This window comes from Aneurinibacillus uraniidurans (assembly GCF_028471905.1).
Taxonomy (GTDB): domain Bacteria; phylum Bacillota; class Bacilli; order Aneurinibacillales; family Aneurinibacillaceae; genus Aneurinibacillus; species Aneurinibacillus uraniidurans.
On record NZ_CP116902.1, the window covers coordinates 1,623,070 to 1,648,723 of the forward strand.

General features: G+C 43.4%; 29 protein-coding genes. 19 read left to right on the plus strand and 10 right to left on the minus strand.

The window, feature by feature from the left end:
* Nucleotides 1-15: 15 nt before the first annotated feature.
* Entirely contained in the window at nt 16-189 is a 174-nt protein-coding gene (locus PO771_RS08125) for a hypothetical protein (protein ID WP_272562762.1), read from the plus strand.
* Here PO771_RS08125 and lepB (PO771_RS08130) read toward each other — a convergent pair.
* Nucleotides 176-664 carry a signal peptidase I gene (gene lepB, locus PO771_RS08130; protein ID WP_272562763.1) on the minus strand — a complete coding sequence of 163 codons (489 nt, stop codon included), beginning with the start codon at nt 662-664 and terminating at the stop codon, nt 176-178. The two genes, PO771_RS08125 and lepB (PO771_RS08130), sit on opposite strands and share 14 nt — an antisense overlap.
* Nucleotides 665-1,173: 509 nt before the next feature.
* On the opposite strand from lepB (PO771_RS08130), the gene PO771_RS08135 reads away from it, so the two are divergent.
* The 10 genes from PO771_RS08135 (at nt 1,174) to PO771_RS08180 (ending at nt 7,348) form a co-directional block, all read left to right on the plus strand.
* Nucleotides 1,174-1,470 carry a YopX family protein gene (locus PO771_RS08135; RefSeq protein ID WP_272562764.1) on the plus strand — a complete coding sequence of 99 codons (297 nt, stop codon included), beginning with the start codon at nt 1,174-1,176 and terminating at the stop codon, nt 1,468-1,470.
* A 728-nt stretch (nt 1,471-2,198) separates the two neighbouring features.
* Nucleotides 2,199-2,738 (plus strand): signal peptidase I, encoded by a 540-nt coding sequence (gene lepB, locus PO771_RS08140; RefSeq protein ID WP_272562765.1) that lies wholly within the window; start codon nt 2,199-2,201, stop codon nt 2,736-2,738.
* A gap of 152 nt (nt 2,739-2,890) precedes the next feature.
* Nucleotides 2,891-3,019 (plus strand): hypothetical protein, encoded by a 129-nt coding sequence (locus PO771_RS08145; RefSeq protein WP_272562766.1) that lies wholly within the window; start codon nt 2,891-2,893, stop codon nt 3,017-3,019.
* A 26-nt stretch (nt 3,020-3,045) separates the two neighbouring features.
* Nucleotides 3,046-3,234 carry a hypothetical protein gene (locus tag PO771_RS08150; RefSeq protein ID WP_272562767.1) on the plus strand — a complete coding sequence of 63 codons (189 nt, stop codon included), beginning with the start codon at nt 3,046-3,048 and terminating at the stop codon, nt 3,232-3,234.
* A gap of 120 nt (nt 3,235-3,354) precedes the next feature.
* Nucleotides 3,355-4,053 (plus strand): hypothetical protein, encoded by a 699-nt coding sequence (locus PO771_RS08155; protein ID WP_272562768.1) that lies wholly within the window; start codon nt 3,355-3,357, stop codon nt 4,051-4,053.
* A 274-nt stretch (nt 4,054-4,327) separates the two neighbouring features.
* The gene (locus PO771_RS08160) at nt 4,328-4,978 is read left to right on the plus strand and encodes a hypothetical protein (RefSeq protein ID WP_272562770.1); all 651 of its coding nucleotides are present in this window, start codon (nt 4,328-4,330) and stop codon (nt 4,976-4,978) included.
* A 104-nt stretch (nt 4,979-5,082) separates the two neighbouring features.
* The gene (locus PO771_RS19430) at nt 5,083-5,550 is read left to right on the plus strand and encodes an IS3 family transposase (RefSeq protein WP_422664987.1); all 468 of its coding nucleotides are present in this window, start codon (nt 5,083-5,085) and stop codon (nt 5,548-5,550) included.
* Nucleotides 5,529-5,645 (plus strand): IS3 family transposase, encoded by a 117-nt coding sequence (locus PO771_RS19435; RefSeq protein WP_422664988.1) that lies wholly within the window; start codon nt 5,529-5,531, stop codon nt 5,643-5,645. The genes PO771_RS19430 and PO771_RS19435 overlap by 22 nt, the downstream gene beginning before the upstream one ends.
* Before the next feature lie 211 nt (nt 5,646-5,856).
* Complete coding sequence (locus PO771_RS08175; protein WP_272562771.1) at nt 5,857-6,501, plus strand: hypothetical protein; 645 nt, start codon at nt 5,857-5,859, stop codon at nt 6,499-6,501.
* A 253-nt stretch (nt 6,502-6,754) separates the two neighbouring features.
* A complete protein-coding gene (locus PO771_RS08180; RefSeq protein ID WP_272562772.1) occupies nt 6,755-7,348 on the plus strand; it encodes a stalk domain-containing protein in 594 nt (197 codons plus the stop codon).
* Between the two features lie 408 nt (nt 7,349-7,756).
* Here the strand turns inward: PO771_RS08180 and PO771_RS08185 are convergent, their stop codons facing one another.
* Both PO771_RS08185 and PO771_RS08190 read right to left on the minus strand, forming a co-directional pair.
* Complete coding sequence (locus PO771_RS08185; protein WP_272562773.1) at nt 7,757-8,224, minus strand: DinB family protein; 468 nt, start codon at nt 8,222-8,224, stop codon at nt 7,757-7,759.
* Between the two features lie 162 nt (nt 8,225-8,386).
* Nucleotides 8,387-8,932 (minus strand): hypothetical protein, encoded by a 546-nt coding sequence (locus PO771_RS08190; protein ID WP_272562774.1) that lies wholly within the window; start codon nt 8,930-8,932, stop codon nt 8,387-8,389.
* A gap of 198 nt (nt 8,933-9,130) precedes the next feature.
* On the opposite strand from PO771_RS08190, the gene PO771_RS08195 reads away from it, so the two are divergent.
* Nucleotides 9,131-9,274, plus strand: coding sequence for a hypothetical protein (locus PO771_RS08195; RefSeq protein ID WP_272562776.1), 144 nt, complete (start codon nt 9,131-9,133; stop codon nt 9,272-9,274).
* Between the two features lie 67 nt (nt 9,275-9,341).
* Here the strand turns inward: PO771_RS08195 and PO771_RS08200 are convergent, their stop codons facing one another.
* Complete coding sequence (locus tag PO771_RS08200; RefSeq protein ID WP_272562777.1) at nt 9,342-10,259, minus strand: LysM peptidoglycan-binding domain-containing protein; 918 nt, start codon at nt 10,257-10,259, stop codon at nt 9,342-9,344.
* A 188-nt stretch (nt 10,260-10,447) separates the two neighbouring features.
* Here PO771_RS08200 and PO771_RS08205 point away from each other — a divergent pair, with 188 nt between their 5' ends.
* The gene (locus tag PO771_RS08205) at nt 10,448-10,708 is read left to right on the plus strand and encodes a GlsB/YeaQ/YmgE family stress response membrane protein (protein WP_272562779.1); all 261 of its coding nucleotides are present in this window, start codon (nt 10,448-10,450) and stop codon (nt 10,706-10,708) included.
* A gap of 68 nt (nt 10,709-10,776) precedes the next feature.
* Here the strand turns inward: PO771_RS08205 and PO771_RS08210 are convergent, their stop codons facing one another.
* Nucleotides 10,777-11,730: an MBL fold metallo-hydrolase gene (locus tag PO771_RS08210; protein ID WP_272562781.1), complete on the minus strand. Its 954-nt coding sequence runs from the start codon at nt 11,728-11,730 to the stop codon at nt 10,777-10,779.
* 86 nt (nt 11,731-11,816) lie between these two features.
* Between PO771_RS08210 and PO771_RS08215 the strand changes: the two genes are divergently transcribed.
* The 3 genes from PO771_RS08215 to PO771_RS08225 all read left to right on the plus strand — a co-directional run bounded on the left by PO771_RS08215 (nt 11,817) and on the right by PO771_RS08225 (nt 16,052).
* Entirely contained in the window at nt 11,817-12,950 is a 1,134-nt protein-coding gene (locus PO771_RS08215) for a THUMP domain-containing class I SAM-dependent RNA methyltransferase (RefSeq protein ID WP_272562782.1), read from the plus strand.
* Between the two features lie 589 nt (nt 12,951-13,539).
* A complete protein-coding gene (locus PO771_RS08220) occupies nt 13,540-13,851 on the plus strand; it encodes a hypothetical protein (protein WP_272562783.1) in 312 nt (103 codons plus the stop codon).
* Between the two features lie 62 nt (nt 13,852-13,913).
* Nucleotides 13,914-16,052, plus strand: coding sequence for a bifunctional diguanylate cyclase/phosphodiesterase (locus PO771_RS08225; protein ID WP_272562784.1), 2,139 nt, complete (start codon nt 13,914-13,916; stop codon nt 16,050-16,052).
* 36 nt (nt 16,053-16,088) lie between these two features.
* Here the strand turns inward: PO771_RS08225 and PO771_RS08230 are convergent, their stop codons facing one another.
* Complete coding sequence (locus PO771_RS08230; protein ID WP_272562785.1) at nt 16,089-16,280, minus strand: hypothetical protein; 192 nt, start codon at nt 16,278-16,280, stop codon at nt 16,089-16,091.
* A 204-nt stretch (nt 16,281-16,484) separates the two neighbouring features.
* On the opposite strand from PO771_RS08230, the gene PO771_RS08235 reads away from it, so the two are divergent.
* A complete protein-coding gene (locus PO771_RS08235; protein WP_272562786.1) occupies nt 16,485-16,940 on the plus strand; it encodes a DUF6884 domain-containing protein in 456 nt (151 codons plus the stop codon).
* 106 nt (nt 16,941-17,046) lie between these two features.
* Here the strand turns inward: PO771_RS08235 and PO771_RS08240 are convergent, their stop codons facing one another.
* Nucleotides 17,047-17,646: a TetR/AcrR family transcriptional regulator gene (locus tag PO771_RS08240; RefSeq protein WP_272562787.1), complete on the minus strand. Its 600-nt coding sequence runs from the start codon at nt 17,644-17,646 to the stop codon at nt 17,047-17,049.
* A gap of 137 nt (nt 17,647-17,783) precedes the next feature.
* On the opposite strand from PO771_RS08240, the gene PO771_RS08245 reads away from it, so the two are divergent.
* Complete coding sequence (locus tag PO771_RS08245) at nt 17,784-19,904, plus strand: phytoene desaturase family protein (RefSeq protein WP_272562788.1); 2,121 nt, start codon at nt 17,784-17,786, stop codon at nt 19,902-19,904.
* 24 nt (nt 19,905-19,928) lie between these two features.
* Here the strand turns inward: PO771_RS08245 and PO771_RS08250 are convergent, their stop codons facing one another.
* The 3 genes from PO771_RS08250 to PO771_RS08260 are packed head-to-tail and all read right to left on the minus strand — an operon-like array spanning nt 19,929 to nt 24,237.
* Nucleotides 19,929-21,380, minus strand: coding sequence for a sigma-54-dependent transcriptional regulator (locus PO771_RS08250; RefSeq protein ID WP_272562789.1), 1,452 nt, complete (start codon nt 21,378-21,380; stop codon nt 19,929-19,931).
* Nucleotides 21,358-23,055, minus strand: a complete 1,698-nt coding sequence (locus PO771_RS08255) for a GAF domain-containing sensor histidine kinase (protein WP_272562790.1) — start codon at nt 23,053-23,055, stop codon at nt 21,358-21,360. Before PO771_RS08255 ends, PO771_RS08250 begins: the two co-directional genes overlap by 23 nt.
* Before the next feature lie 33 nt (nt 23,056-23,088).
* On the minus strand, nt 23,089-24,237 hold the full coding sequence (locus tag PO771_RS08260; RefSeq protein ID WP_272563128.1) for an iron-containing alcohol dehydrogenase: 1,149 nt from the start codon (nt 24,235-24,237) through the stop codon (nt 23,089-23,091).
* A 256-nt stretch (nt 24,238-24,493) separates the two neighbouring features.
* Here PO771_RS08260 and PO771_RS08265 point away from each other — a divergent pair, with 256 nt between their 5' ends.
* A complete protein-coding gene (locus PO771_RS08265) occupies nt 24,494-25,651 on the plus strand; it encodes an iron-containing alcohol dehydrogenase (protein WP_272562791.1) in 1,158 nt (385 codons plus the stop codon).
* Nucleotides 25,652-25,654: the final 3 nt, after the last annotated feature.

The window sequence follows — 25,654 nt, forward strand, 5'->3', positions numbered from 1 at the left end:
GAGTGAGTTGAAGCAGTGGAAAAAGCGTGGACGGAAAGTGATTGTATAGACGGTTGTCTGCCGGTGTTGAGTGTGCTGGCAGGTTCGCCAATCTGCGGTTTTGCGAAAAGCAAGGCGATGGATGAAACAAAAAGAGGAATAGGTGCACAGAAAAAACCAGTAAGCTTTACTGGGCTCACTGGTTACTAGAAATTTTCCTAACAACCTTACCGATGATGTGTTCCATCTTTATAGAACCTAAGAATCGACTATCTAGGCTATTTCGGCGATTATCACCTAGCACAAACACTTCTCCTTGAGGAATTGTGTATGGGCCAAAGTCTCCTGTAATTTGAAGTGTTTTATCTTGCTTTGCTTCTAGCTTGTATTCAGCTAAATAAGGTTCATCAATCGGATTGTTGTTTATGTACAGGATATCATTTTTATACTCAATGGTTTCACCGGGGAGGCTGATTACTCGCTTGACATATTTTTTAGTATCTTCAACCTTAAATAAAATTACATCACCGCGTGTAACGGGATGATCTTGGTAGTAATTCTTATCTACAACGAATTTTTCTCCATCCTGTAAAAAGGGTGCCATACCATTGCTTGTTGAAGTGAATGTACTTTCGCAGGCTACTAAGGAAAAAATGAGCATTAAAATAATAGCTAAAATTTTCATGTATCCCCCTGATTGATACCTATTTTTTCCTAATCATAGCATAAATACAAAAATGGATAAATATTACTTCCGACTTAGCTAATATAAGATTTCGCAAAACAGGCCATTTTGTAAATAAAAAGGGTCGGTATATATCAGCAACTATTTATGATTAATGAACCAACATAATAATTCGCTCGGTTTCGTTGAAAAACACGAGTTTCCAAACATTATTGTCATATATTTCTCTAACCACATTATACGTTTTCCCATAATAATCGACTGTTCCTAAGTTTACAGTTTTAATAATCATATATGGTCCTTTCTTAAAACCTAGAAACTTTTTTATGTTAGTGTTTGTGCCGTTTTGTATCAATCTGTAAATGATTCCAATCCGTTTAACACATAAGAAAGAACTGATGCAAACCGACTCAAGTAGGGGGAGTAAGTGAGATGATCAATCTTATACACTATAATATGCATAAAAACTGTATAAATGTTACGAGTGGCTTTGTGAAAGGAGCGGGAGAATGCGAGAGCTGAAGTTTCGAGTGTGGGATAAAGACTTAAATAAGATGCATGTATGTGGAGAAAACTCACACGATAGCATTGGTTTTACATGTGACGGGTCTGTTTATTACTGCAACTTGCAGAATGGTTGCGGAAGTATGCCGGACGGAAGTGGAACTTACGATTTAATGCAATACACTGGCTTGAGGGACAAGAACGGTCGGGAGATTTATGAGGGGGATATTCTCGAATACAAAGCGATCTTTTCTGATGACAATGAACGAGGTTTTGTGGGGTACAACGAGTACGCCGAATAGTCCGTAAATAATTGGTTGCTTAATAAGCTCTTCAGACGCGCTGAGATCATTGGAAACATACACGCTAACTCGGAGCTGCTGAAAGGGGAGAAGGTATGAGTTTTACTACATCAGCTTTGCTTTTTGACCATGCTCACAGCTATACAAATAAATTTGTAAATGGCATAAACACCTAAAATACCATGAATGATTGTCAGCACAGTAATACCAGGTGGTACTCTACCGGAACCACTTAACATTGAAATAAAAATCCATACATATAGTGTAGTGCTTATAATCACGTCAAAAATTGCTAATACCCACCTTTTTGAACCAAGTAGTAGTAGAGGTATTAAGAAGTAAGTAGGTAAGAGCCATTCATAAAGTAAGGAAATCATAACTTCACCCCTGTTTGTTATAGCTAAAAACCCTCTTATCTGGTAGCGTTAGGGTACTCTTTATAGTCGTAAACGATGGTTGTGCCATAACCGTTGTATTGTTGGTTGGCTTCAGATATAAGAATCACCTTCGGATTAGATTTAACTTCTATATCATAGCAGATGAAGATCGAGGGAAGTAGGTTCGGCCCCTAAAGTTTGCATCAGAAGATAAGCAAAGGGCTATGCCGAGAAGAGTATTCTTTTTTAATTGGAAAAAATAGAAACTTCCCCTTATCTTTTTCGTTTAAATAAATGGAAGGATAAAACTTATAAATGTACTAAGGAGTATAAAATAATGGAGGTATGTTTATGAAGTGGATCAAGGAGTTTTCAGAATGGATTATCATTCCTTTTATTCTTGTGGTATCAATTACTACCTTTGTGATTCAACCGACTGAAGTTTTAGGAAGCTCAATGGAACCAACTTTGCATAATGAAGATCGAGTCTACATATCGAAAATATCACATACATTAAATTATGAACCGGATTATGGAGATATCGTAATTATTGATAGTCACATTAATAGTGATCATACACTTAAGGAAGACATCATAGAAAACCCTATTATTTCGCTTATCTATCAAAATCAGGACCATAATGTTTGGATAAAAAGAGTAGTAGGAAAGTCGGGAGATACGTTGGAATTTAAAGATAATAAGGTTTATAGAAATGGCAAGCTTTTAGAAGAACCATACATAAAAGAAGCGATGCTGGATAATCCTGATAGAACAGTTGTTGTTCCAGAAAATCATGTTTTTGTTATGGGAGATAACAGAAACAATAGTAGCGATAGCAGGATTATAGGTTGTGTACCACTCGATCATATTCTAGGGAAAAGGTTATTTTGAAAATTTTATAATACAGTAGACATTTGGCCACTTTCGGAAATGGATTTTTCTTTTACCCTAAAACGGAGATTTGTAATTCAAATTACATTTTCATCTTAATATATCCTGTTAGAATATATTTATCAATGGCGATATAGAAAGGAGGTTTTAACATGATTCCGATGATGCCTAGATTGAAAGACGGAGTAAAACGTCCTTTTAGCATTACAACAACTCCTTCTCAAGCTTTCGCACAATTGCTTAAAAAGAATGAGCAGTTGAGAGTTGTTGTTACGAAGTAAATGCCAACCGAAAAAGGCTTACCTTCATGATTCGTGAGGTAGGTCTTTTTCTTTTGCATAACGTTACAACCGAGCCAGCGCAACAGTGTAATGAAACAGTCACTTCATCTATACCGTTCGATGGTTGTGTCATAACCGTTGTATTCTTGATTGGTTTCGGTCAAGGCGATCACCCTTATATTGGATTTAGCTTCTATATCATAGAAGATCAGTAGTAAGGGAGGTAGATACTATGTAACGTTAAAATCCAGTATTATACTGTTGATTCCTCAAAAGGTAATAACAACCTAATATAGAATATATTTATATATTGGGTTGAGGGGGAATTAATTAAAATGGTTAAATTTTGGGCTAATCTTTTGGTCATTCTATTTATGCTAATATTCGTAATGGGGTGTACATCTACCAGAAGCTCACAGACATCTGGTGAAAGTCCCAAGATATCCACTAAGAGCCAGAAAAAGTCTGAAGAGTGGATCAAGGCAGAGGTGACGAATGGGCGCCACAAGTATAGTTATAAGGTCCCGGGGTGGAGTGAACCGGCTTCAAAAGAGTTTTTTGATGAAATGTCAAAGGTGTCTACCGGAATTGCAGAAGAAACAGGAGGATTGAAGTTTAACTCTGCATTTTTTTTGGACAAGAATCATTCTCCTAAACATAAAATACCTTGGGTAGCAGTTACAGTTTTTGATGATAGTAATAAAAATTTTGAAATGTACAGTACCATAGTAAAGGAATATGAATTTCTCAAAAAAAAAGCTGGTGCAGTTGTTTGTGAAAATAATGCAGAATTGATAGAAGCCATTCATAAGCAACCCCATAGAAGCATAATAATCTCCAAGGACAAAAAAGCGCTGTTTTATAAATTCGTGGATGTGGATGAACTAGAAAATGAGAAATATGTGAGCTTTACAATTATATATATAGGTGAGAACTCTGCGGTTTATTTTACCTTCTTAGAGAAAGAGAAAGAGTTCAAAAAACAATTACCAATGTTTTTGAAGATTGGAGATACAGTCACTCTAGTAAAGTGAAGTTATGACGTCCTAAGCATGACGTAAAAAGTTTTTTTATTTTGCACTCGTAGGCGCGAACTACGAGGTCACAAGGGTTAACGGGAATAAAACAAGATAAATCAAGTGGGTATAAAGCCATTTTTATGCCAGGTTTTTTAAGTGAATAGTCATGTGTAGTTATCGCCCTCCTCCTTCTTTTTGATCATATAAATTACATATATGTAAAAAAATACATTTTAAAGAAGGAGAAAATTTCACCGCATGTAATTTATATAAGGTGATTAAAAGGGGGATGTTTACTAAAATGGTTAAATTAAGGTTTTTATTTTGGGTGATTGCTTTTATGCTAATGTTTCTGGTGGGGTGTACCTCTACCGAAAGTTCACAGAAACCTGTAGAAAATTCTAAAGTACTTGTCGATCATCCGGAAAAATCTAAAGAAAGCCCGAAAGCAACTAATGAATCTTGGATAACATCTGAACTTCCAACCTATAAATTTCAGGTTCCTTCAAGTAGCAAGACGCTGACTCAAAAGTACGTGAAGGAAATAGAGTCTAACATGCAAGCAGGATTCCTTATTGGCGAGGCAATGTTATTAGTTGGTGAGTATAAGGAAGGCACACAATTCTTTGATGCATATAATACAGGTGCATTAGAGCAGAAAATTAATTTGCTGGATAAGGAACATAAATTAGCTGTTGCTAAAAATCAGAAGGAATTGAATACAGCGATACAAACTGCTAAAGCAGACAAGTGGATACTCTACAAAAATAAAAACACAAAATTTTTTGTTCAAGATCAGGGAACTTTAAGACAGCTATTTGTTGTTTATTTAAGAGATAATTCAATGGTTATTATGCTGTTTGCTGTTGAGAAAAAAGAGTTTAACAAGAATGTACCACTATTTTTAAAGATCACAGATACAATTTCCTTTAAAAAGTAGAGCGAGAGTATCTCTGTCCTATGATATTACCCCCTTTAGGTTGACAGTGTGAAAAAGCCCATTGTTATAATGGACCTTTCACAGTTAACTAGAGGGGATTTTTCATGGCTAAAAAAGGACAGATGTTTCAACGATATACGATCGAATTCAAAGCAGAAGCCGTTCAACTTTATGAAAAGGGAGGGATGAGTTATCAGGCTGTGGCTGATCAGTTGGGTATCAAAAGTAGTACACAAGTAAAGCAATGGGTTAAGAAGCATCGGAATGATGAAACATTTGAAGATAAAAGAGGAAAAGGAACGGCTTGGAGAAAAGATCTCAAAAAAGAGCGATTCCAAGTAATTCGCGAACTGAGTTCTGCTTATCGCTTATGTTGGTTGCTTACCATTGCTCAAGTGTCACGCCAACAGACAGAACAGAAATTGAAAGCACATATCCAGGCGATCCACAAACAGCACCCGTACTACGGCTATTTGCGTATGACGGTTGTTCTTCAAGAAGGAGGATATCGAGTCAATCATAAGCGTGTTTATCGCCTAAGTGTACGTCAATGGACGAACTTCATCAAGTAGTCGGGGAATATATTATCTTTTACAACAAAGAACGGTTCCAGAAAAAACTTGGCCACCTATCCCCGATTGAATATCGAGAAAAGATGGTCGCATAAAAAATATAGGCTTTTTTAGTACTGTCTACTTGACAGAGGTAAGACCACTGCCCGTTTGGGTGGTGGGGGTGTTTGGCATGGATTAAAAATGTGCGCTCAAGCTAAACTATGGGAAACTATGAAATGATATGAGGCTTATTTAACATATTTCTCACACAAAGTAGAAGTAGAATGAAATTCATTGAAATACTTTGTGTTTGGAGATGAGAAGGTGTTGGGTACTGAACGTGATAATGCGGGAGAGACTACAGTAAAGTTGTCCGTAAAACTTACGACAAAACTAGACCATTTTGTTGTAGTAAATGTTGACTTGAAAGGTGATATTGTCAGCGAATCAGTACGAGAGACTAGGAATATGGGGAAAGCAGAATTAATTGTTTTTAATGAAGACTGGATTTCCGGTTCGATGCTTGATTATCTCTCATATTGTCTCAATAAAAGTGATCCGGAGCACTTTGGTGCTTTAAATTGTTTGCAACAAACATTATCTTGGATGGATACAAACCAGCTAAGATTAAAAGGAAAAATAGCATATTTGCATCATTTTGAGATTTTTACAACGTATAGGGGAGTGGGATTCGCTAGGCCGTATATTTGGTTGTTGCTTCAAAAGTTAAAAAAGGAACTTGAAATAGATGGAGTTATACTTATAGCTTATCCCTTTAAAAGTGAGGGACCTAATGAGGTGGAGTTTCGAAGACAAAAACGTATATTGGAAAAGCTATATTTAAAATCAGGCTTCACCATATTAAATAAAGGCGGAGGGAAGCTTTATTCTAAGACCGGTGTAGAGCTTGAGCATCTATTTTGTGATATGAAGCATAAAACATTTTCAGAATTTATAGCATCTAGGTAACTAATCTCCTACTGCTTGTCTGTACATTTTACTTTCATACTACGGACGCTTAGACACTTGTGAGTGCTGGTTCCACTCTGGTAGCTGGCGTGACGGCCATTGCGCTGCATTGGAGACAGAAGAAAGCCAAGAAATAAGACAACCCCACTGCCCGTTCGGGCGGTGGGGATTTTTGTTTTTTAAGGTTATTGGAAATAAAAAGCAACCTTTATTCTTTACTTCCCGTCTAACTATTTTGGAAAGGAGAGGAAAAATGAAGGAATTTTTAATAGGTTTGGTATGCGGTGTTGTTTTATCGGCATCTGCAGTATACGCAAAGGATACAATGAAATTTGTCCAAGCATCGGTATCTTCTACTACAGTAATGATTAATGATGAGTATAAAAAAATGGATAGTAATTACGAGGTATTAAGTTATAAAGATCATCTGTATGTGCCGGTGCGCTTTATTACGGAGAATACAAGTATGTCCGTACAATATGATGGAAAGAAGAATGCTATTTCTCTTTTCGAGGCTCCTTTTTATCCGAATGCAACATTTAAGGATATCGTAAAAGGTGAAGCCGAAAAGATTGTTTTTGATGTGTATGGCGGTCCTGAGGTAATCACAGATAAGAAACTAGTTGCTGATCATTTAAAAAGATGGGAGGAATTCAAATACACACGAGTGAAAGAGCCTGACTATGCGCATATGAGAAGGGAAGATCTACGTATTTTAATAGGGGGAAGTACTATACATCTTTATGATAAAAATAATAATGAAATCGCAAATATGCATCTTGTAGAAGAGGAGCTTATGCGTATTAATAACAATTACTATAGGTTGGATAAATCGGCGCTTAATTGATATACATAAATCTTCTTCTCATATACTTCTTGTCTTTTCAGCATGTATAAAATGTATTTAATTTTTTATCCAAACCATTATTCGTATAGTTGTTCGAAAGAAGATGGTTAAGATGGGAATCGGTTGAAAGTTGATGAAAATGGTCGGGTCCCAATTCTACGTCTATTCAATAGGAAGAAGCCCGACGCTGACCGAACTTTTTGTATACCTAATATGATGCTTTCCTGATAGCATAGAGATCAGGAAAGAAAAGAGAATAATACAAAAGAAAACGATATTGTTTATTATCAAAACCGAGTCCTCCTCGATTTTTTGTAAGATTGTTTCCGAATAATACATGACCTGTTCTCTTGTATAGAAAAAGGACATTATTTGAAGCAAACAATGTCCTAAGATGATGTGTCATTATTATTTGGTACTGAGTTTTTTAAGCGCTTTAATGGTTTCGGCATGAGCTCCTTCGTGGTATAAACTCAGAGTAAGAATTTCGCCAACTGTATTCATCGCTAAGCCGGGAAACGTAAAAGGGGTAGTAAGGGTCTCGGTTAACCGGTTTTCTAGTTTTTCTTTAATTCGGACTGGTTGTTCTTGTAAGAGCTCGATGATCTCGGATAACGTCGGCGGTTGAATTGTCCAATCAGCTGGCTTGGTTCCTAATCCGAATAATTCTCTAAATCCATCCGGGATTAGCTTCGGCTCGTCAATAAAATGAAAAGCGAATTGTTCCTGAATCAAGTAAATGTGGCCGAGATTCCAGCGAATGTTGTTATTGAATCCTTCTGGTATGATATCTGCTTGTTCTTCCGTTACTTCTTGTGCGATGCGTAAGGTAACATTCCGTGCAAAATTCAAATGGTTAAATAAAAAGTTTTCCATTCTTCTCACCTCAGAATTGGATTAAGGATAGTATCTATCATTATTGTAAACGAGATGGCTTTACACAGCTATAATTACCGGGTAAATCAAGGGCTCTTTCCTCGGTACAAGCTCATAAAAAAGACAGCAGAAAAAGATAACCGCTGCCGTCGATTAATATGCTTACTTTGCAGAGTGTTTGCTAATTTCATTAATGAGGAAAGCACCTTTAGGATCTTTTACTAAAACAAAATTTTCATCGATACCAGAAGTCCCAATCGAACGATTTTCCTTTTTACTGTGATAGGTGATGACAGCTTTTCCTTCTACCAGGTATTGATCTTTTTGCTGTGAGATGAACTTTGCTTCAATTGAATCTACACTTGCTTTTACTTGATTTTCCTTAAATGCTTTTTGCTTTGTCTCTTCATTTTTTTGAATCGATTTTGCAAATGATGGTGTTACATATTTTTCAGGTGCTTTGTAAGCAGACGGATCAGTGTAATCGATACTTCCTTGTGCCTTCAGGTATTGTTTGACTGCCTCAGTAGCTGCTTGTTTTTCACTCTCGGGAGTGCTGGAATCTTTTGATGGATTTGATGCTTGATTTTGTAGTTGTTCCTTTTGAGGTGTAGACTTTGATGAGTCAGAAGCCTTTTCTCCACAACCGGCAACTAGTGAGCTAAGCAGTAGCAGGGCGATGGAGGAAGTAAGTATACTTTTTTTCACAATAATCTCTCCTCATTATGTTTATTTGACATAGTAATAATCTTAATGTTTTTATCAAAAAAATAAATGGATAAGTTTGCCGGGAATAAAGAACCTTAGATAGCTGGAGAGGTTAGATATAGTTCTTTCTTGACTTTATTATAGAGAGGGATAAATAACTAGTAATAGCACATCCTATCCGAACGGAGGTGGATAGTAATGTGGATACTATTGGGGATCATAGCTGCGATTATTTTGTGGAAGTTATTTAAACTGACGGTTATGGGCTTATTTTTACTCCTTGTTATTGGTGTAATCTTAGGAGCGATACCGATGTTCCGAAAAAGAACGAAGAATCGATAAGTAAAGATAAAACAATGATTTGGGGGCTAATACAGCTCCCTTTTATTTTGTCCTGGAAAGTTCGGCGCTAACCGGACTTTTTGTTTTCTAGAAAATCAAGAATGCTTATAATACAGTGTGGTCCTCCGCTCCATCCCCATTCATATGTCATGATCACCACAAAATCGACGATTCGCCCATGTGCTGCATAATCATGTGCCCCGTGCCATGCTCCGGTTTTAATATCAAACGACTTCGGTGCAAGGGCAGTTGAAATCAACAGTCCATGATCATGCATCACCTGCGTCATACGTGTAAGAAACGCATTGTACAACTGACGTTGCTGCGGATAAATGCGCTCAAAATCAACATTCACAGCACGATACCCTTTCTCCTGAGCGATCGCTAGTACGTTGGTGAATAGCTTATCCTGCAGCTCTTTGCTCGTTAAAATCGCGCTTGCTGTGTCTGGATTGAAGTTCCCTCCCTCAAAATTTGTAATAACCATCATCGGAGCAATCTTATTGGCGGTTGCCTCCTTGATAGCAGGCTCATCATTTATTGGAACAAGTGAAGCATCTGGCTGTACGTGATAGCTAAATACGGATAAATACGTAAGGTCTGGCCCTACACTACGGACGATAGGGATATCGCGGTCTGCACCGTGTGGCTCGATGTACCCGTTTGTTTCTACAACCCCGAATTGTTTTGTTGCCGCAGGAATAAGCAAAACTTGCCCAATTGTTAACACATAAGGTGCTGGTAGTGGGTTCAAAGTAAGGATTGCTTCTACCGTTGTACCGAAGCGGTGGGCAATCGTATACAGGGAATCCCCTGGTTTTACAACATAGCGGCGTACCGCAGTCGGAATGACGAGCGCTTGCCCGACAATAAGACGGTTCGGGGTTTTCCATTTGTTAACGGTAGCGATTTCTTCCGCGTCTACACCATACTTTTGGCCAATCGACCATAGTGAGTCCCCCGGCTTTACGACATAAATATCCACAAAGCATTCCTCCTCTATAAGAATCAGGATAGTGTATTCAACAGACGCCCATTCGGAAACAGCACAGAAAATTAATGAGGAATACAAAAATATAAGGCGGGAGAAAAAAATGTGTAAATAATAAAGCATCTGGGTAAATACTAAGCATATTACGATACACACTACACAGAATGAAGGAGGCATTACACATGTCATTTTTATGGTCTTTAATTGTAGGCGGTATAATTGGGTGGGCAGCAGGAGCTATGCTTGGTCGCGATGTTCCGGGTGGAGTTATCGGAAACATTATTGCCGGTTTTATTGGAGCGTGGATTGGTACGGCGCTGCTCGGTAGATGGGGCCCGGTAATTGGCGGGTTTGCGATTATTCCAGCTATTATCGGGGCAGTTGTACTCGTGCTTATCGTAAGTATGATTATGCGCAGCATGGGACGCAGTCGCCAATCTTGAATGAGCATACTAGCATAGCACAAGGAGCTGTTCCATTATGATGTAGGACAGCTCCTTGTTTTTGTGTTTTATTGTTTCGCTTTTGTCTGCATATAATGATACATACCTTTGGCATTCATATCGATATCGAACTCAAATGCTTCTAGAATTGGATCATCTGCTGTGACACCGAGAGCAGCCAGTTCTTCATGGAAGTACGCACGTAGCGCTGCAATCATCTCTTCGAGTGTTCCGCCGTCGCGATACGTTTGCTGGGCTACGCGTGCGTACCCTTCTGTGCGGCGAAGGTTATCGGCAATGACCTGCTGTGCGTTACTGTGCCGACCGTAGTGCGTTAAATAAATGTGCTCCAGATCAAGTTCTGCAAATCGGCGCAAGGTTGCACTCATAGCATCTGGATCGAACTGGGTTGGCGATGAAGTTGGGGCATAAAACTCCACGCCTTTGGCATCCGCGAAGCGTGGGAATGTGATGCCGATTGCATCTCCGCTGAAAATTCCCCGGCTTGCCGCATCATAGACTGCATAATGATGATATGCATGACCTGGACTATCATAAAACACGAGCGTTCGGTTTCCCCCAATCGGCAGCTCCATGCCATCGTCAGCAACGAGAATCCGCTCCTCAGCAATGGGCAGAATCGGTGCAAATAGCCGGTCAAATGAGTCACCGTACACCGCGCGAGCACCTGCAATTAATTTCGTTGGATCAACCATATGGCGCACACCGCGTGGATGGACGATTAGCTTCGCATTTGGGAGTTTTTCCAGCAGAAGCCCAGCTCCTCCAGCATGGTCAAGGTGAATATGAGTGACGATGACATACGAGATGTCTTCGGGTGAGACATGGAGTTGTTCGAGAGTGTCAAGCACACGCGGTACAGATACGCTAGCTCCCATCTCGACAATCGTTTTCTTTTCAGCATGAATGAAATAGCCAGCTGAGCGACCGTTCAGTTCGCGGTCAACAAGTTCAATCTGGAAAATATCGTGACCAAGGTCTACAATAGGAGTGGCAGTCACAAACATCCCTCGCTTTTTGAAGTAGTATAAAGAATTGCGAATTTTAAGAAATCGTTTTCATTATATCATACATAAGGAGTTAATAGATGAGTAAAGTGGAAATTATTGCGACCTCAACATTCGGTTTAGAAGCGGTGGTCGCCCGTGAAGTAAAAAATCTCGGCTATGAAAACGCAACGGTTGAGAATGGAAAAGTTACGTTTACTGCGGACAAGCTGGCGATTTGCCGCGCGAATCTCTGGCTGCGTACCGCTGAGCGCATTCGCCTTAAAATTGGCGAGTTCAAGGCGGTTACATTTGATGAGCTGTTTGAGAAAACAAAAGCGCTCCCGTGGGCAGAATGGCTACCGGTGGATGCCGAGTTCCCCGTTGAAGGAAAATCAGTCAAGTCAACATTGTTCAGTGTTTCGGACTGTCAGGCCATCGTGAAGAAAGCGGTTGTGGAAAGCATGAAAAAAAGCTACAACCGTCAGTGGTTCGATGAGACTGGCCCGCTGTTCAAAATCGAAGTCGCACTTCATAAGGACATTGCGACACTGACAATCGATACGTCCGGTGTGGCGCTGCACAAACGGGGCTACCGTCGCTTGATTAGCGAAGCACCGCTAAAGGAAACGATGGCGGCAGCGATGATCCAGCTATCGTATTGGAACCCGGATCGTCCCCTGCATGATCCATTCTGCGGCTCAGGGACGATTCCGATTGAAGCGGCACTCATCGGTCGTAACATTGCGCCGGGGATGAACCGCGAGTTTGCATCGGAGCAATGGCCATCGATTCCGAAAAAGCTGTGGCAGGAAGCGCGGCGGGAAACGCATGATCTTGCGAACTATGACCGCCCGCTTGAAATTACAGGCTCGGATCTGAACGGAGAAATTATTGAAGTGGCACGTGAGAATGCGGAAGAGGCGATGGTGGATGATGCGGTGCGATTTAAGCGTCTGCCGCTCGGCTCGTATCAGACTGATGCCAAATACGGCTGCATCATCACGAATCCACCATACGGGGAGCGGATCGGTCAGGAGAAAGAAGTGGCTCAGCTGTATAAAACGATGGGCAAAGTATTCAAAAGTCTCGATACGTGGTCGTTATACGCGATTACATCGCATCCAGAGTTTGAAGCATTGTTTGGGAAGAAAGCAGACCGGAATCGGAAGCTGTATAACGGGAACTTGAAGACGTACTACTATCAGTATTACGGACCAAGACCGCCCCGTTAGAAGTATAAAAGGCTGTACCCCTGTATTAGGAGTGCAGCCTTTTTTTCATGGAAGATAATGATCGATGAGGTCAGGATGTTTTACGTTAAACCGTAATGAGTTGACGCCCATTGCTACCATGCGTACATACTTGCTTTTCTCTGGAAGCCCCAGTCTTCTCCTCCAAAAGATAAGCCGGGAAGGAAGGGTATCCGAATTCGATAACATCTCCGCACGTTTTGCACACCTTGTTCCCCGCGTTTGTTTGTACGTTCTGTTCAGCATGACATAATGGACATTTCATTTTTATACACAACCTCCGTTTAGTCGTATGATTTGATAATCGGAATTACGCTTCCTATTATCACACTTCCGTGAAGAGAATTTTGTCAAACGATAGTAGTGTATTTAGGGAAAGCGCCTTCTATTTTTGTCGATTGTGACAAAGTTGTGAACAAAAAATCAAATGATCTCCTATGCTACGAGATGTGTGCTAGCTGAGCTCACATATTCGCCTTATTTTTGGTTGCAGTACATGGAGAATATAGATTCTTGTTTTTATTCTGAAATGGGAAAGTGTACAATGGAAATAACAAGAGGAGATGATTATGTGAACGAACAACTGCAGAAGCCATTCCGGCAAGTGCTGCAGCAGTGGCAGCGAAACCAGCAGGCTCATATTTTAGAGGGGGCGGAAGACGAGGCGACGCTTCTTGAGCATCATTTTTATAAGTTTATTGAAGCATTTAGCGCATGGTTTAAGACAATTGATAGGCCAGCTAGCTTAGAAGAAGCGCTTGCGCTGCCCGATGTTCAGGAGATTGCCCGGGAATTACCTGCGCCGCTCTACATTCCGTTCGAGAATGAACTCGATCTTTTGGTGGACGGGATTGAGCAGGAAAATGATGAGAAATATGACTGAAGCATCATAAATGAAAATATCCAGTATATTCCTGTGTATCTAACTTTGTATGAGGTGCAAGTATGATAGAGAAACTAGAAAGGAAGCAGCGAAAATCAGAACTTATTTCGTTCCTTGCGATTCTTATTTTTATCATTGTTCGGGTTTTTCATGAACAAATTTATCGTGTATACGATAAAGTGGAGTATCTAGGAATTCATACGCTGCTTGAGTTTTTTAGTATTGTTGTCGGGTTTTCGATTTCCCTGCAAGGATGGGTTTCCTTTCCGTATGCTTCATCTAAAAGACGTTTATTATTCGGTGGTTCTTTTTTTGCGGTAGCAACAATTGATTTGTTTCATACGTTATCTTATCAGGGCATGCCTTTTCTTGTTACCGAAAGCTCTATGCAAAAAGCTTCCTGGTTCTGGATTATCGCTCGCATAACAGAGGCGATGTCTTTTCTTTGTATATTGATGATCAAAGATGGAAAAGAAAATACATATTGGCGAAAGTGGATCTATCTTTTTTCTTTTGTATATACGAGTCTCATTATTTTTGTGGTGATTAAATACGTGAATTGGTTGCCCGTGTTAGTTAATGAGAAGGCAGGGACAACCCCACTAAAGACATATCTTGAATACTTTGTTGTTTTCCTTCATTTAACTACATTAGTAGTCATTCTTTTGGAATATAAGAAAATGAGAAATGCAGCCATTCTTTCTATGGCATCAGCGATAATTTTTTTAGTGGTAAGCGAATGGAACTTTGCATTTTACAAAAGTGTATATGATTTTGATAATTTATTCGGACATATCTACAAATTTTTGGGGTACTATTTTTTGTTGGAGGCCATTTATGTTACCTCGGTGAAAGAGCCGTATTTACGTCAAGTAGAAACAGAAAAAATGGTGAATCATTTAGCGTATCATGATCCGCTGACTGACTTGCCGAATCGGCTTTTATTTAATGAGCGGCTTCGTATAGCTTTGATGGAATATGAACAGCAAAATAAAAATTTTGCGGTGGCCTTTTTTGATCTGGACCGATTTAAACATGTGAATGATTCATTAGGACATGGTATTGGTGATTTATTGCTGCAAGCAGTAGCGGAACGTTTAAGAGAGTGCATACAGGAGCCTGATATCGCGTCTCGACTCGGTGGCGACGAATTTACGATTTTACTGGTAGATGTGGAAAGTAAGGAAGACCTTGAGAAAAAAGCGCGAGCCATTGTTGCTCGACTTGCCGAACCGTATCAATTAAATGGTCATGAGATTTATATTACTATTAGCATGGGAATTAGCTTATATCCAGAACATGGGCGGACGTATCATAGTTTAATCATGAATGCTGATACAGCTTTGTATTATACAAAACAAACAGGGCGGAACGGATATGCGTTTTACAACAATGAGATGAACGAAAAATCACGAGAGAAATTATCATTAGGAAACGATCTACATAAAGCGCTGCTACATAATCATTTTTTGTTGTATTACCAGCCGCAGGTTGATGTACAAAGTGGTCAGATCATTGGCGCAGAAGCATTAATTCGCTGGAAGCATCCCGAAAAGGGATTTATTTCTCCGGCGGATTTTATCCCGTTAGCGGAAGAGAATGGGTTGATTTTGCAGATGGGAGAGTGGGTGCTACGAACAGCCTGTCAGCAAAATAAAGCATGGCAAGAGGCGGGGTATGAACCGATTCGAATGTCTGTCAATTTGTCGATACATCAATTTCAGCAAAAAGATTTTATTGAAAGCATTTTACGTATACTTGAAGAAACTGGACTTAAGGCTAACTTCCTTGAGTTAGAGGTAACAGAAAGTATTGCGATGTATGATATTGAACATGTAATTGAAAAGCTAGATGTATTAGATAAAGCCGGAATCCATGTATCGGTGGATGACTTTGGTACAGGGTACTCATCCTTAAATTATTTAAGACGTTTGCCTGTGCACACATTAAAAATTGACCAGTCTTTTGTACGGGATATTAATATAGACTGGGATGATACCGCAATTGTTAGTTCTATTATTACGTTAGCTCATACATTACGTATGAATGTAGTGGCGGAGGGAGTAGAGACAAAAGAGCAACTTGACTTTCTTAAAGAGCATGAGTGCGATCGGATTCAAGGTTATTTGGTTAGTCCACCTGTTCCTGCAGCGCAGTTTGAACAATTGTTAAAGAAAAACGTACAGGGAGTGACTGTTTAAGTCGCTCCCTGTTTGTCATCAGACAGAGCTGTACAGCTAAAAAGCCACTCCATCCTTAATCGTTTTCATAATAGCTTGATCGATACAGTCTTCCGTGGAAAGAGAAGGGTCTGTTTCCTGGATACGCTGTGCATGGCGGACTGCGATGTCGACGACTTTATCTTTTACTTTCCGTCCGGCAAATTCTTCAAAAGCGACCTGTACTTGTTTTTTAAAGGCTTTGTCCATATGTATGACTCCTTTTTATGAAGTAAAGTGAGTAGCTTGATTCATGTTCATATTCGGTATGATTGTGCCTGTTCCTTCTTTTCGATACTAATCATGACATGAAGGGCTGGTGGTCGATTGGTATATGGCTCTGTTCGTTTTACTAGTATCGACCAAGTCGGATATATAAATAGATTTATCTGTACCTTGAGAGGAGAGCCACTTATGAAACGCTTATGCATTATTCCATGCGGAGCTAAAAAAATTTGGGACAAGCACCCGGAAATCGGAGCGGTAGAAGCGAAGAATGCTTACATAAGTCCGTTCGGGAAAGCATGTCAAGCATATGCAACCCGTTTTTTTACGGACTGGGTATTCCTGTCTGCCAAATACGGCTTTCTCGGGCCGACTGATCGTATACCGCAAAACTATGATCTCGCGTTCGATCATAAAAGCCCAGATATTATCACGCTTGAATCCTTGCAGCAGCAGGTCGAGAAACAGGCGCTTCATCATTTTGATGACATTATTGTGCTCGGTGGAAAAAAGCATCGCCGTGTTGTCGAGCAGTTGTTTGAGAAGGAGAAGTTACAATATCCCCTTGAAGGATGCCAAGGCATCGGGTACATGCTACAGCGACTTCAGCATGCTGTGCAAGAGGGGCAGGAGATCGGTTTTTGAGTCCTAACTTTGTTTGGGAGGAGAGAAGAGAGGAGCAAGAGAACGTCTGTATGTTTGTTCCCTGGTGGAAGGAGAGTACTTGCCCACAACTCTTCCGTGCCCCTCCTCACATAGCTGCCCGTAAAATCTGTCCAAACAACCGCTGTATATCTGCCTGGTTCGGTACCGGAGTGTCTGGTGCGATCATGCGCTGTACGAGCTGCCCATATGTCCACGCGAGCAGCTGGCGGGAGACGGCTTCCGCATCGATCTCCACAGGAATTGCTTCATACTTTTGACCAATTCGGATCCATTCCGCCCCGGTGGCCAGTGATCGGTCATAAATCTGGCGCAACAGCAGAGCAACATCTGGGTTATCTTGCTGGCTGAGTAAGTATAAAAAAATGTTATTTACGACATGGTCACGATCAACAAACTGCGACAGCAGCCCAGCGGTAATAGCACCGAGCGGCCCATCTAATTCTCCCAGTTTCGCACGGGATACCGCCTCGTCAAATGCTTGCCCAATGCCTTGCATTTTCGTTACGAGCAGTAGACCGAACAGTTCATCTTTACTTTTTACATAATGATAGATAGCTCCTTTGGAAAGACCGGAGCGCTTCATGATTTCTTGCAGGGTTGTTTTTTTGCATCCTAATTCTTGAATTAGGGTCGTAGTTGTCGCAAGTAAGTGCTGAAATGTGGGGGTAGCTGGTATTTCAATCATTGTCTATCGTCCTTTCTATTCCGTAGTTATGTAAGTTTTATCGTACAATCCGACTAGCGGTTTGTCAAACCTATTTACAAACCGTCAGTCGGTATGGTAAAGTCGGTTTATGGATACATGTGGAAGGAGAGATTGTGATGAAAACAATGGGATTAATTGCGAGGGATTTTATTCCGCTTTTGCTAGCGCTGTTTGTACAGCCGCAAGAGATGGGATTATTGCTTGCGGCATTGACAGCGCTTGGTCTGTTGATGATGCAGATACGTACGAAAAAAGTGAAAACACTGTCTGCTGTTAATGCACTATTTTTTGCGCTGGCGGCAGTAGGTTCTTGGGTTATGCCTGATATTACGATACTTGAATACAGTCAGCTGGCTGTGTATACCATTCTTGCCTGCACAACGCTTATTTCTCTTGTAATCGGTGAGCTGTTTACGATGCAGTATGCGAAAGAGACAACACCGGAAGCGATATGGAAGCATCCACTGTTTTATCGGATTAACTGGATATTGACTGGCATGTGGGCGGGTGTATTTTCGCTAGGTGCCCTGTTTGCTGCCCTCACAACGTTTGGGATACTGGATCATACAATCGGGATTTTGCTGGCGAATGTTTGGTGTGTGCCTGGTTTTATTGCCAATGTGAAGCTGCCATCGTATATGCAGCGTCGTTATGCAGAAAGTATGCGCGGTACGAAACACCCTGAATTGGACTGGGAACCTGTCGTATCGTCTGAAGCTTCCGTACAGGCAGGACAGTATGATGTCATCATTGTCGGTTCGGGTATCGGCGGACTGACAGCAGGAGCCGAACTTGCGGCGGCAGGAGCGCGTGTGCTTGTGCTTGAGCAGCACATGCTGGCCGGTGGAGCCTGCACGACGTATACACGCAGAGGTGGATTCCGGCTGGAAGCGGGAGTTGAATCGGTGAGTGGACTAGACGAAGGGGGGCCGCTGCGGCATTTATTGGCCAGGCATGGACTACTCGATCGGATCGAATGGCTGAAAAATACGTATGAATTCCATGATGGGGGAGAGTGTACGATTATTCCAGAAACGTTTGACGCATGGCGTGATCGACTTGCTGAGCGATTCCCGGAGGAAAAAGAAAAGATACAGGCGCTGTTTGCTGAGCTTGCCGTTTGTTTTGCACAGATGCGCACGGTATTTGCCCCGGATCGTATTTCGCCTCGTATTCCGCATACGATTGAAGAAATGAACCGCTTTGCCGAACAAAATCCGAATTACTTGCGGTGGCAGGGTCGAACATGGAAAGAGCTGCTTAGTACGTATACGTCCAATCGGGCGATTCATCGGGAACTGTCGTTTTTAGCTGGGTATATCGGAGATGCGGGCGAAGAGACGAAAGCAGATGCAATGATTCCACTCATGGGCTATTTCATATACGGCGGATTCCGTCCACGCGGAGGTTCACAAGTATTGGCCGATGCGTTCGTGGCACGCATTCGTGAATGCGGTGGGGATGTACTTGTTTCAACGGATGTACAGAAGATTATCATTGAGAATAACCAGGTACAGGGTGTACAGACGAAAAAGCAAACGTATGATGCGCCAATCGTCATTTCGAACGCGGATCCACGCCTGACGTATGAAACACTTGTTGGATTGGAAAAGCTGCCTTCTGCGTATCAGGATGAAGTGCAGAAATTAATCCCGTCGATGTCGCTCTTTGTCTGGAGTGCAGCGTTAAGCAGGCCATTTAGCACGAAGAACCTCATTCATTACAAGCTCCCTGAACCGATTACGTTACCGGGAACGAATCAGACAATTACGGGGATAGGCATACACTCACCATCTGCATGTGACGCTTCGCTGGCGCCAGAAGGATGCGGGACATTAACGGTTAACATCATCACAGATGCGTCCGCTAGCCGCTATAAGGCAATGACTTTAGAGGAGTACAATGCGGTGAAGCAGGAGGTTGACCGCTTATGTCGGGCAGCGATATGCGAGATCGATCCGGCTATAGCGGATGCAATTGTATGGACAGAAGTGGCGACACCGAAAACGATGGCACGTTACTTGCGGACATATGAAGGATCAGTTTACAGCAGCCGTCGTTCCGATGGAAATGCGCCAGACTTCCCACATCATAAAGCCCCGGTGCAAGGACTGTATCTTGCAGGTGCTGGTGTTGGATACGGACCGGGCATTGAGGCGGTTGTTATTAGCGGCGGGGCTGTAGCGGAAGAGCTTGCACCGTATTTTGCGAATCGCTCGCATATCCACACGGCATAGAAAAGACGGCAGATTGCTGCCGCCTCATTTTTCATGTAGTAAGTATCGAAGCGTTCGAACGCTGATATTCAGCTGTTCGGACGCTTTTTTGCGATTGCCGAGCGTTTCGCGGAGTGCTTTTTTCACGAAGGCTTCCCCAACGATGCGCTCTAGCTCTTTCACGTGCGTAAGCACTTCCGGCAGGCTGACTGTACCGTCTTGATTCCAGGCAGTGAGAATCATCTGCTTCCATGTATCAAGCTCTCGTTCGAGCTGGGGTACAGGAGAGCTGACAGTCGGTAGAGAAAGAGAACGATCTGAGCGTGTAGCGGCTGCTTCAGCTACGGGAAGCAGTGCCTGTGGTAAGTACTCGGATGTTAGCACAAACGTATCGCCGTCCGCCAGCGCAAGTGCACGTTTTACAACATTCGCCAGCTCTCGGATGTTGCCAGGCCAGTCATATGCCTGCATAAGTGTTAGGGCATCGGCAGAGAATGAGAAATTTTTACCGTCATTCTGGTCGAGCAGATGGCGTGCAAGTAGCGGGATATCCGCTCGTCTCTCGCGCAGTGGTGGAATGGATAGCTTGACGACATCAAGCCGATACAGCAGGTCTTCCCGGAATGTACCGGTTGCGACTGCATGCGGCAGATTTACATGAGAGGCAGCGATAATCCGGGCATCGGTGCGCAGCGTATGTTCGCCACCGACTCGCAGAAACGATTTCGTCTCGAGTACCCGCAACAGCTTGACCTGGATAGCTGGGGTAGCATCGCCAATCTCATCAAGAAACAGCGTGCCCCGACTGGCGACTTCGAACAGTCCGCGCTTGAGCGATAAGGCACCGGTAAAGGAGCCTTTTTCGTGGCCAAATAATTCTGACTCAAGTAGTGTTTCAGTTAGAGCACCACAGTTGACCTCGATAAACGGCTCATCTCGTCTCATGCTGGCTAGATGGAGAAAGCGGGCGAGCACCTCTTTGCCGCATCCGGTTTCCCCTTCAATCAGCACGGTCACATTTTTGCGCGCGATTTTCCAGGCGAGTGAGACAAGTTCACTCATCGCATGGCTCGTGCCGATGACAAGCCCAGATTCCTTCGCAATCCGCAGTCGATCATCATGGCCGCCGAGCGGTTGTGGAACAAGTAGGCTGTCGATCAGTCGTTCTAGCTCGTCTATATCAGAAAATGGTTTTTCGATGTAATCATCTGCTCCCAGGCGAATCGCTTCCAGTGCCGATTTAACGGTACTGTAACCGGTCATCAGTACAACGCGGCAGGCGGGATGAGTCTTTTTAAGTAAACGTAAAATATCCAATCCGGTTCCATCCGGCAGCTTCAGATCGAGTAGGGCTGCATCGTATGTGCCAGCCTGAATCAAGCGATTCGCTTCGGCAGCGTTGCTCGCAACAGTCAAATGAATCGGTTTATTCCGGAGCAGATAAGCAAAAAAATTCCGGACTTCCTGCTCATCATCAACAATCAGTAATTGACTCATACGTCTCCCCCTTCTCCATCGATAGCGGGGCGGCAGGCAGCAGCAGGGTAAAGCGGCTGCCTGCGCCCGGGTTGCTTGTCACTTCAATCCTCCCGTTATGCGCACGGGCAATGCCAAGGCTGACTGATAGCCCGAGTCCGGTTCCCCGGCGTGCTTCTTTCGTTGTAAAAAAGGGATGGAAAATTTCCTCTAACCGATCCGGTGCGATACCGCAGCCTGTATCTTCGATATGAAGACAGACAATAGTCTGTCCGTCGTGTTGTACAGCTTCGGTGCGCAGCACGATGCGTCGTATGCTGTCGATAGTGTCAAACACTGCATCTTTGGCATTAAGCAGTAGGTTCAGTACGATTTGTTCGATCTGTTGCAGGCTGCCTTCAAAAAGTGGCAGGTCGTCTGCGAGATTGATATGCAGCTCGATGTCGCTTTGTTCAATCTGGTAGCGAATCAGACTTAGTACTTGTTCAACCGCTTCGTTTAAGGAGCATGGTTCGAATGTGTATGCATCCTGACGAGAGAATGTGAGCAGGTTTTGAATGATGTTCTGGCATCGCTTGCCACATTCGAGAATGTCGTGCAGAAGTTTCCCTTCCGGTGTATCGGTCGCGAATTCACGCAGTAAAAGCTGCGTGTTGCCAAGAATGGCAGTGAGCGGGTTGTTTAATTCATGCGCCACGCCAGCGGCCATCTCTCCGATGGCGGCTAGTTTACCGGACTGGATGAGCTGGGCTTCGATATGAACTTTCTTCGTAACATCTTTCATATAAAGAATCGCACCGTACATCTGCCCGGTGTCATCGAGAACCGGATAAGCGAAAGCATCACACAGCCGCCCGCCCGAAAATGTCATTCGCGCATATGCGGTATGTTCAGTTGCAAAACATTCTGTAACTGGGCATGGATCTGTATGTAGCGCCTCGAACAGTTCGGTGCATGTACGACCCTGTATCTGGTCAGTATGCATCGCGAAGAAAGCGGTTACAGCTGGGTTGAAGCGGGTGATACGCTGGGAACTATCGAAATAGAACAGCATATCTGTGACGGCGCTGAACGTATTTTCCCAGTCATTTTTACTGCGCAGCACCTCATTATACAGGCGGGAATTCTCGATACAGACTGCGAGCTGGTCCGCGAGCTGCTGCAGAAAAGCAAGATCAGCCCCTGTATAGGAAGCAGCAGATGTACTGCAGAGGCTAAGTACACCGAGCGGGCGGTGACGACTGATAAGCGGCAGCAGAAACATTTGGGTCATGCCAAGTTGCTGTAGCATGTCATCTTCGATGTAAACCGAAGGACTGGCGATATGATACAGCACCGTTTCCCGGCGGCGTAATGCATCTGTATAGAGAGAACGGTCCGGGTCAAGCACGGTTCCTGGTGTTAGTACCGCCAGTTCGGGCGGATAACAGCCGTTTACGACAAGGGAGTTGTTTTCAACCGTACACAGAGAGAGATGGTCAAATGGAAACATCTGTCGCAGGCGGTGTAAGACATGCTGCAGCATATCGTCAAACGGCATGTCGATGTTGAAGCTTTTGACGACTTGATTAATCAGATCGAGCTGCATATTTTGCTTTTCGATTTTGCGGACATTTTTTTTCAATTCATGGTAGTAGTTACGTTTGGAAGATTTGACGCCGGTCAGGCGCTGGATCATGTCTTCTTTTTCTTGCATGGCGCGCAGCTCCTTTTCTATACAAACGTGCAACTAGAGTGCCCGATAAAATAGCGCTTCTAAATCTCGAACTGACATATCGCGTGGGTTTGTAATGAGACAGGCATCTTCTCGGGCGGCCCGACTTAACTCTGGAATGCGTGCATCATCGAGACCGATATCTGAGAGACGTGCCGGAATATCGATATCGGTGGCCAGCATTCGAACATGATGAATTGCTCGCTTGCCCGCTTCCGCTACTGTCATGCCGCTTACATTCTGACCCATCAGTTCAGCGATATGCATGAATTTCTCGGGGGCAGCGAGATAATTGTATTCCATTACATACGGGAGTAAAATCGCATTTAGCTTGCCATGTGGCAGGTCGAGGCAGCCACCAATTGCATGGGACATGGCGTGTACCGCACCGAGAATCGCGTTCGAGAACGCCAGACCTGCTTGCAGACTTGCCATTGCCATCGCTGTTTTGGCTTCTTCATTCGTTCGGGATGCTGTAGAAGCACGCAGATGTTTGGAGACGAGTGAGATCGCATTTTTAGCTTGCACGTCAGTCAGGGGGGTAGCCGCGACACTGACGAATGCTTCAATACCGTGCGTGAGTACATCCATGCCGGTCTCAGCTGTCAGTTCTGTATCTTTAGTTGCGAGTGTGCGCGGATCGATGATAGCGATATCCGGAACAAGTGATTTTGAGATGATTGTCATTTTGACCTGACGGGTTGAGTCCACAATTACGGAGAACTGGGAAACTTCCGAGCCAGAACCGGCGGTTGTTGCAATCATGACCATAGGAGGAAGCGGTGTGTGAATGTTATCGATGCCTTCATAATCATGAATAACGCCTTCATTCGTTGCAAGAATCGCGATCGCTTTGGCGGCATCAATCGCGCTGCCGCCTCCTACACCAATGACAGCATCACAATCGGTTTGCCTGTAGTGGAGAGCACCTGCCGTGACTTCATAATCTTTTGGATTCGATGTGATGGAATAGAACAGTTCGTACTCAAGTCCGCTGTTTCGACAAAAAGTAATGATATGCTCGACCCAGCCCGCTTCCAGCACACCTGCATCACTCACAATAAGCGCTTTGCGGGCTCCTAGTCTCCGGCAGCTTTCGCCTGCTTGTTCAAGTCCTCCGATGCCGAAAATAATCTCTGGCGCGACGAATTTTGAGATGTTCATCATGAACCTCCATACAGACGGCATAATGTGCCGAATTTTCGGCTAAATGTGCCGATAATTTGGTTGTTGGCTACGTACGAATACGAGAATTATGTAGAGAGAAGGCAGTAAAATAAGTGATTCGGAATAGTTAAATAATTTGGCATGTGGATTGCAGTAAGAAAATACTGAACGTATGGTGTACTAGCTTTAGTGTACCTGCGTACATAGCAAAAAGAAAGCGCTTTATTATTGATTGCGAAAAGGAGAGGGTACGATGGCGGAGCAAGTATTCGGGTTTTACATGCCGGCAGTGAATCTGATGGGGATTGGAGCAGCAAGAGAAATTGGGGGGCGCATGAAGTCATACGGCAAGAAGAAAGCGTTGATCGTAACAGATGCTGGTCTGCACCAGTTTGGTGTGGCGGATCAGATCGCAGCATATGTCGAGGAAGCAGGTCTGTCAGCCGCAATCTTCCCGGGTGCGGAGCCGAATCCAACCGATCATAATGTAGAAGCGGGACTTGCTGTATACGAGCAGGAACAGTGTGACTGTATCATCTCACTTGGCGGAGGCAGCTCGCATGACTGTGCCAAAGGAATTGGACTAGTAGCAGCGAATGGGGGACGTATTCATGATTATGAAGGTGTCGATCGCTCGGACAAACCGATGGTGACATTGCTTGCGATTAATACAACATCCGGTACGGCGAGTGAGATGACACGCTTCTGTATCATTACGGATTCCTCCCGTCATGTGAAGATGGCCATTGTTGATAAGCATGTAACCCCGACTGTGTCGATTAACGATCCGCTTCTGACCGTAAAGAAACCGGCTGGCCTGACTGCAGCAACTGGCATGGACGCGCTGACACATGCTGTTGAAGCGTATGTCTCCACAGGAGCAACTCCGATTACGGATGCCTGTGCGCTGCAGGCTATTCGCCTGATTAGTCGCAACTTGCGTCAAGCAGTGGCGAATGGGGAGGACCTGGTGGCACGGGAGAATATGTCCTACGCCCAATTCCTTGCTGGCATGGCGTTCAACAACGCGTCACTCGGCTATGTGCATGCGATCGCCCATCAATTTGGCGGTATTTACAATCTGCCGCACGGTGTATGTAACGCGATTCTGCTCCCGCACGTTGAGCGCTTCAACCTGATCGCGAAAGCGGATCGCTTTGCCGATATTGCAGAAGCACTCGGTGAAAACATTGAAGGACTGCCGCTTCGTGAAGCAGCGGAAAAAGCGCTCGACGCCATCGTCGCCCTCTCCGCAGATGTCGGCATCCCATCTGGATTCCGTGAACTCGGTGCGAAGGAAGAAGATATCGAGCTTCTCGCTGTAAATGCAATGAACGATGCATGCGCGCTGACCAACCCGCGTAAGGCATCGCTCGAAGAAATCAAAGATATCATTCGTGCTGCGTACTAGGAG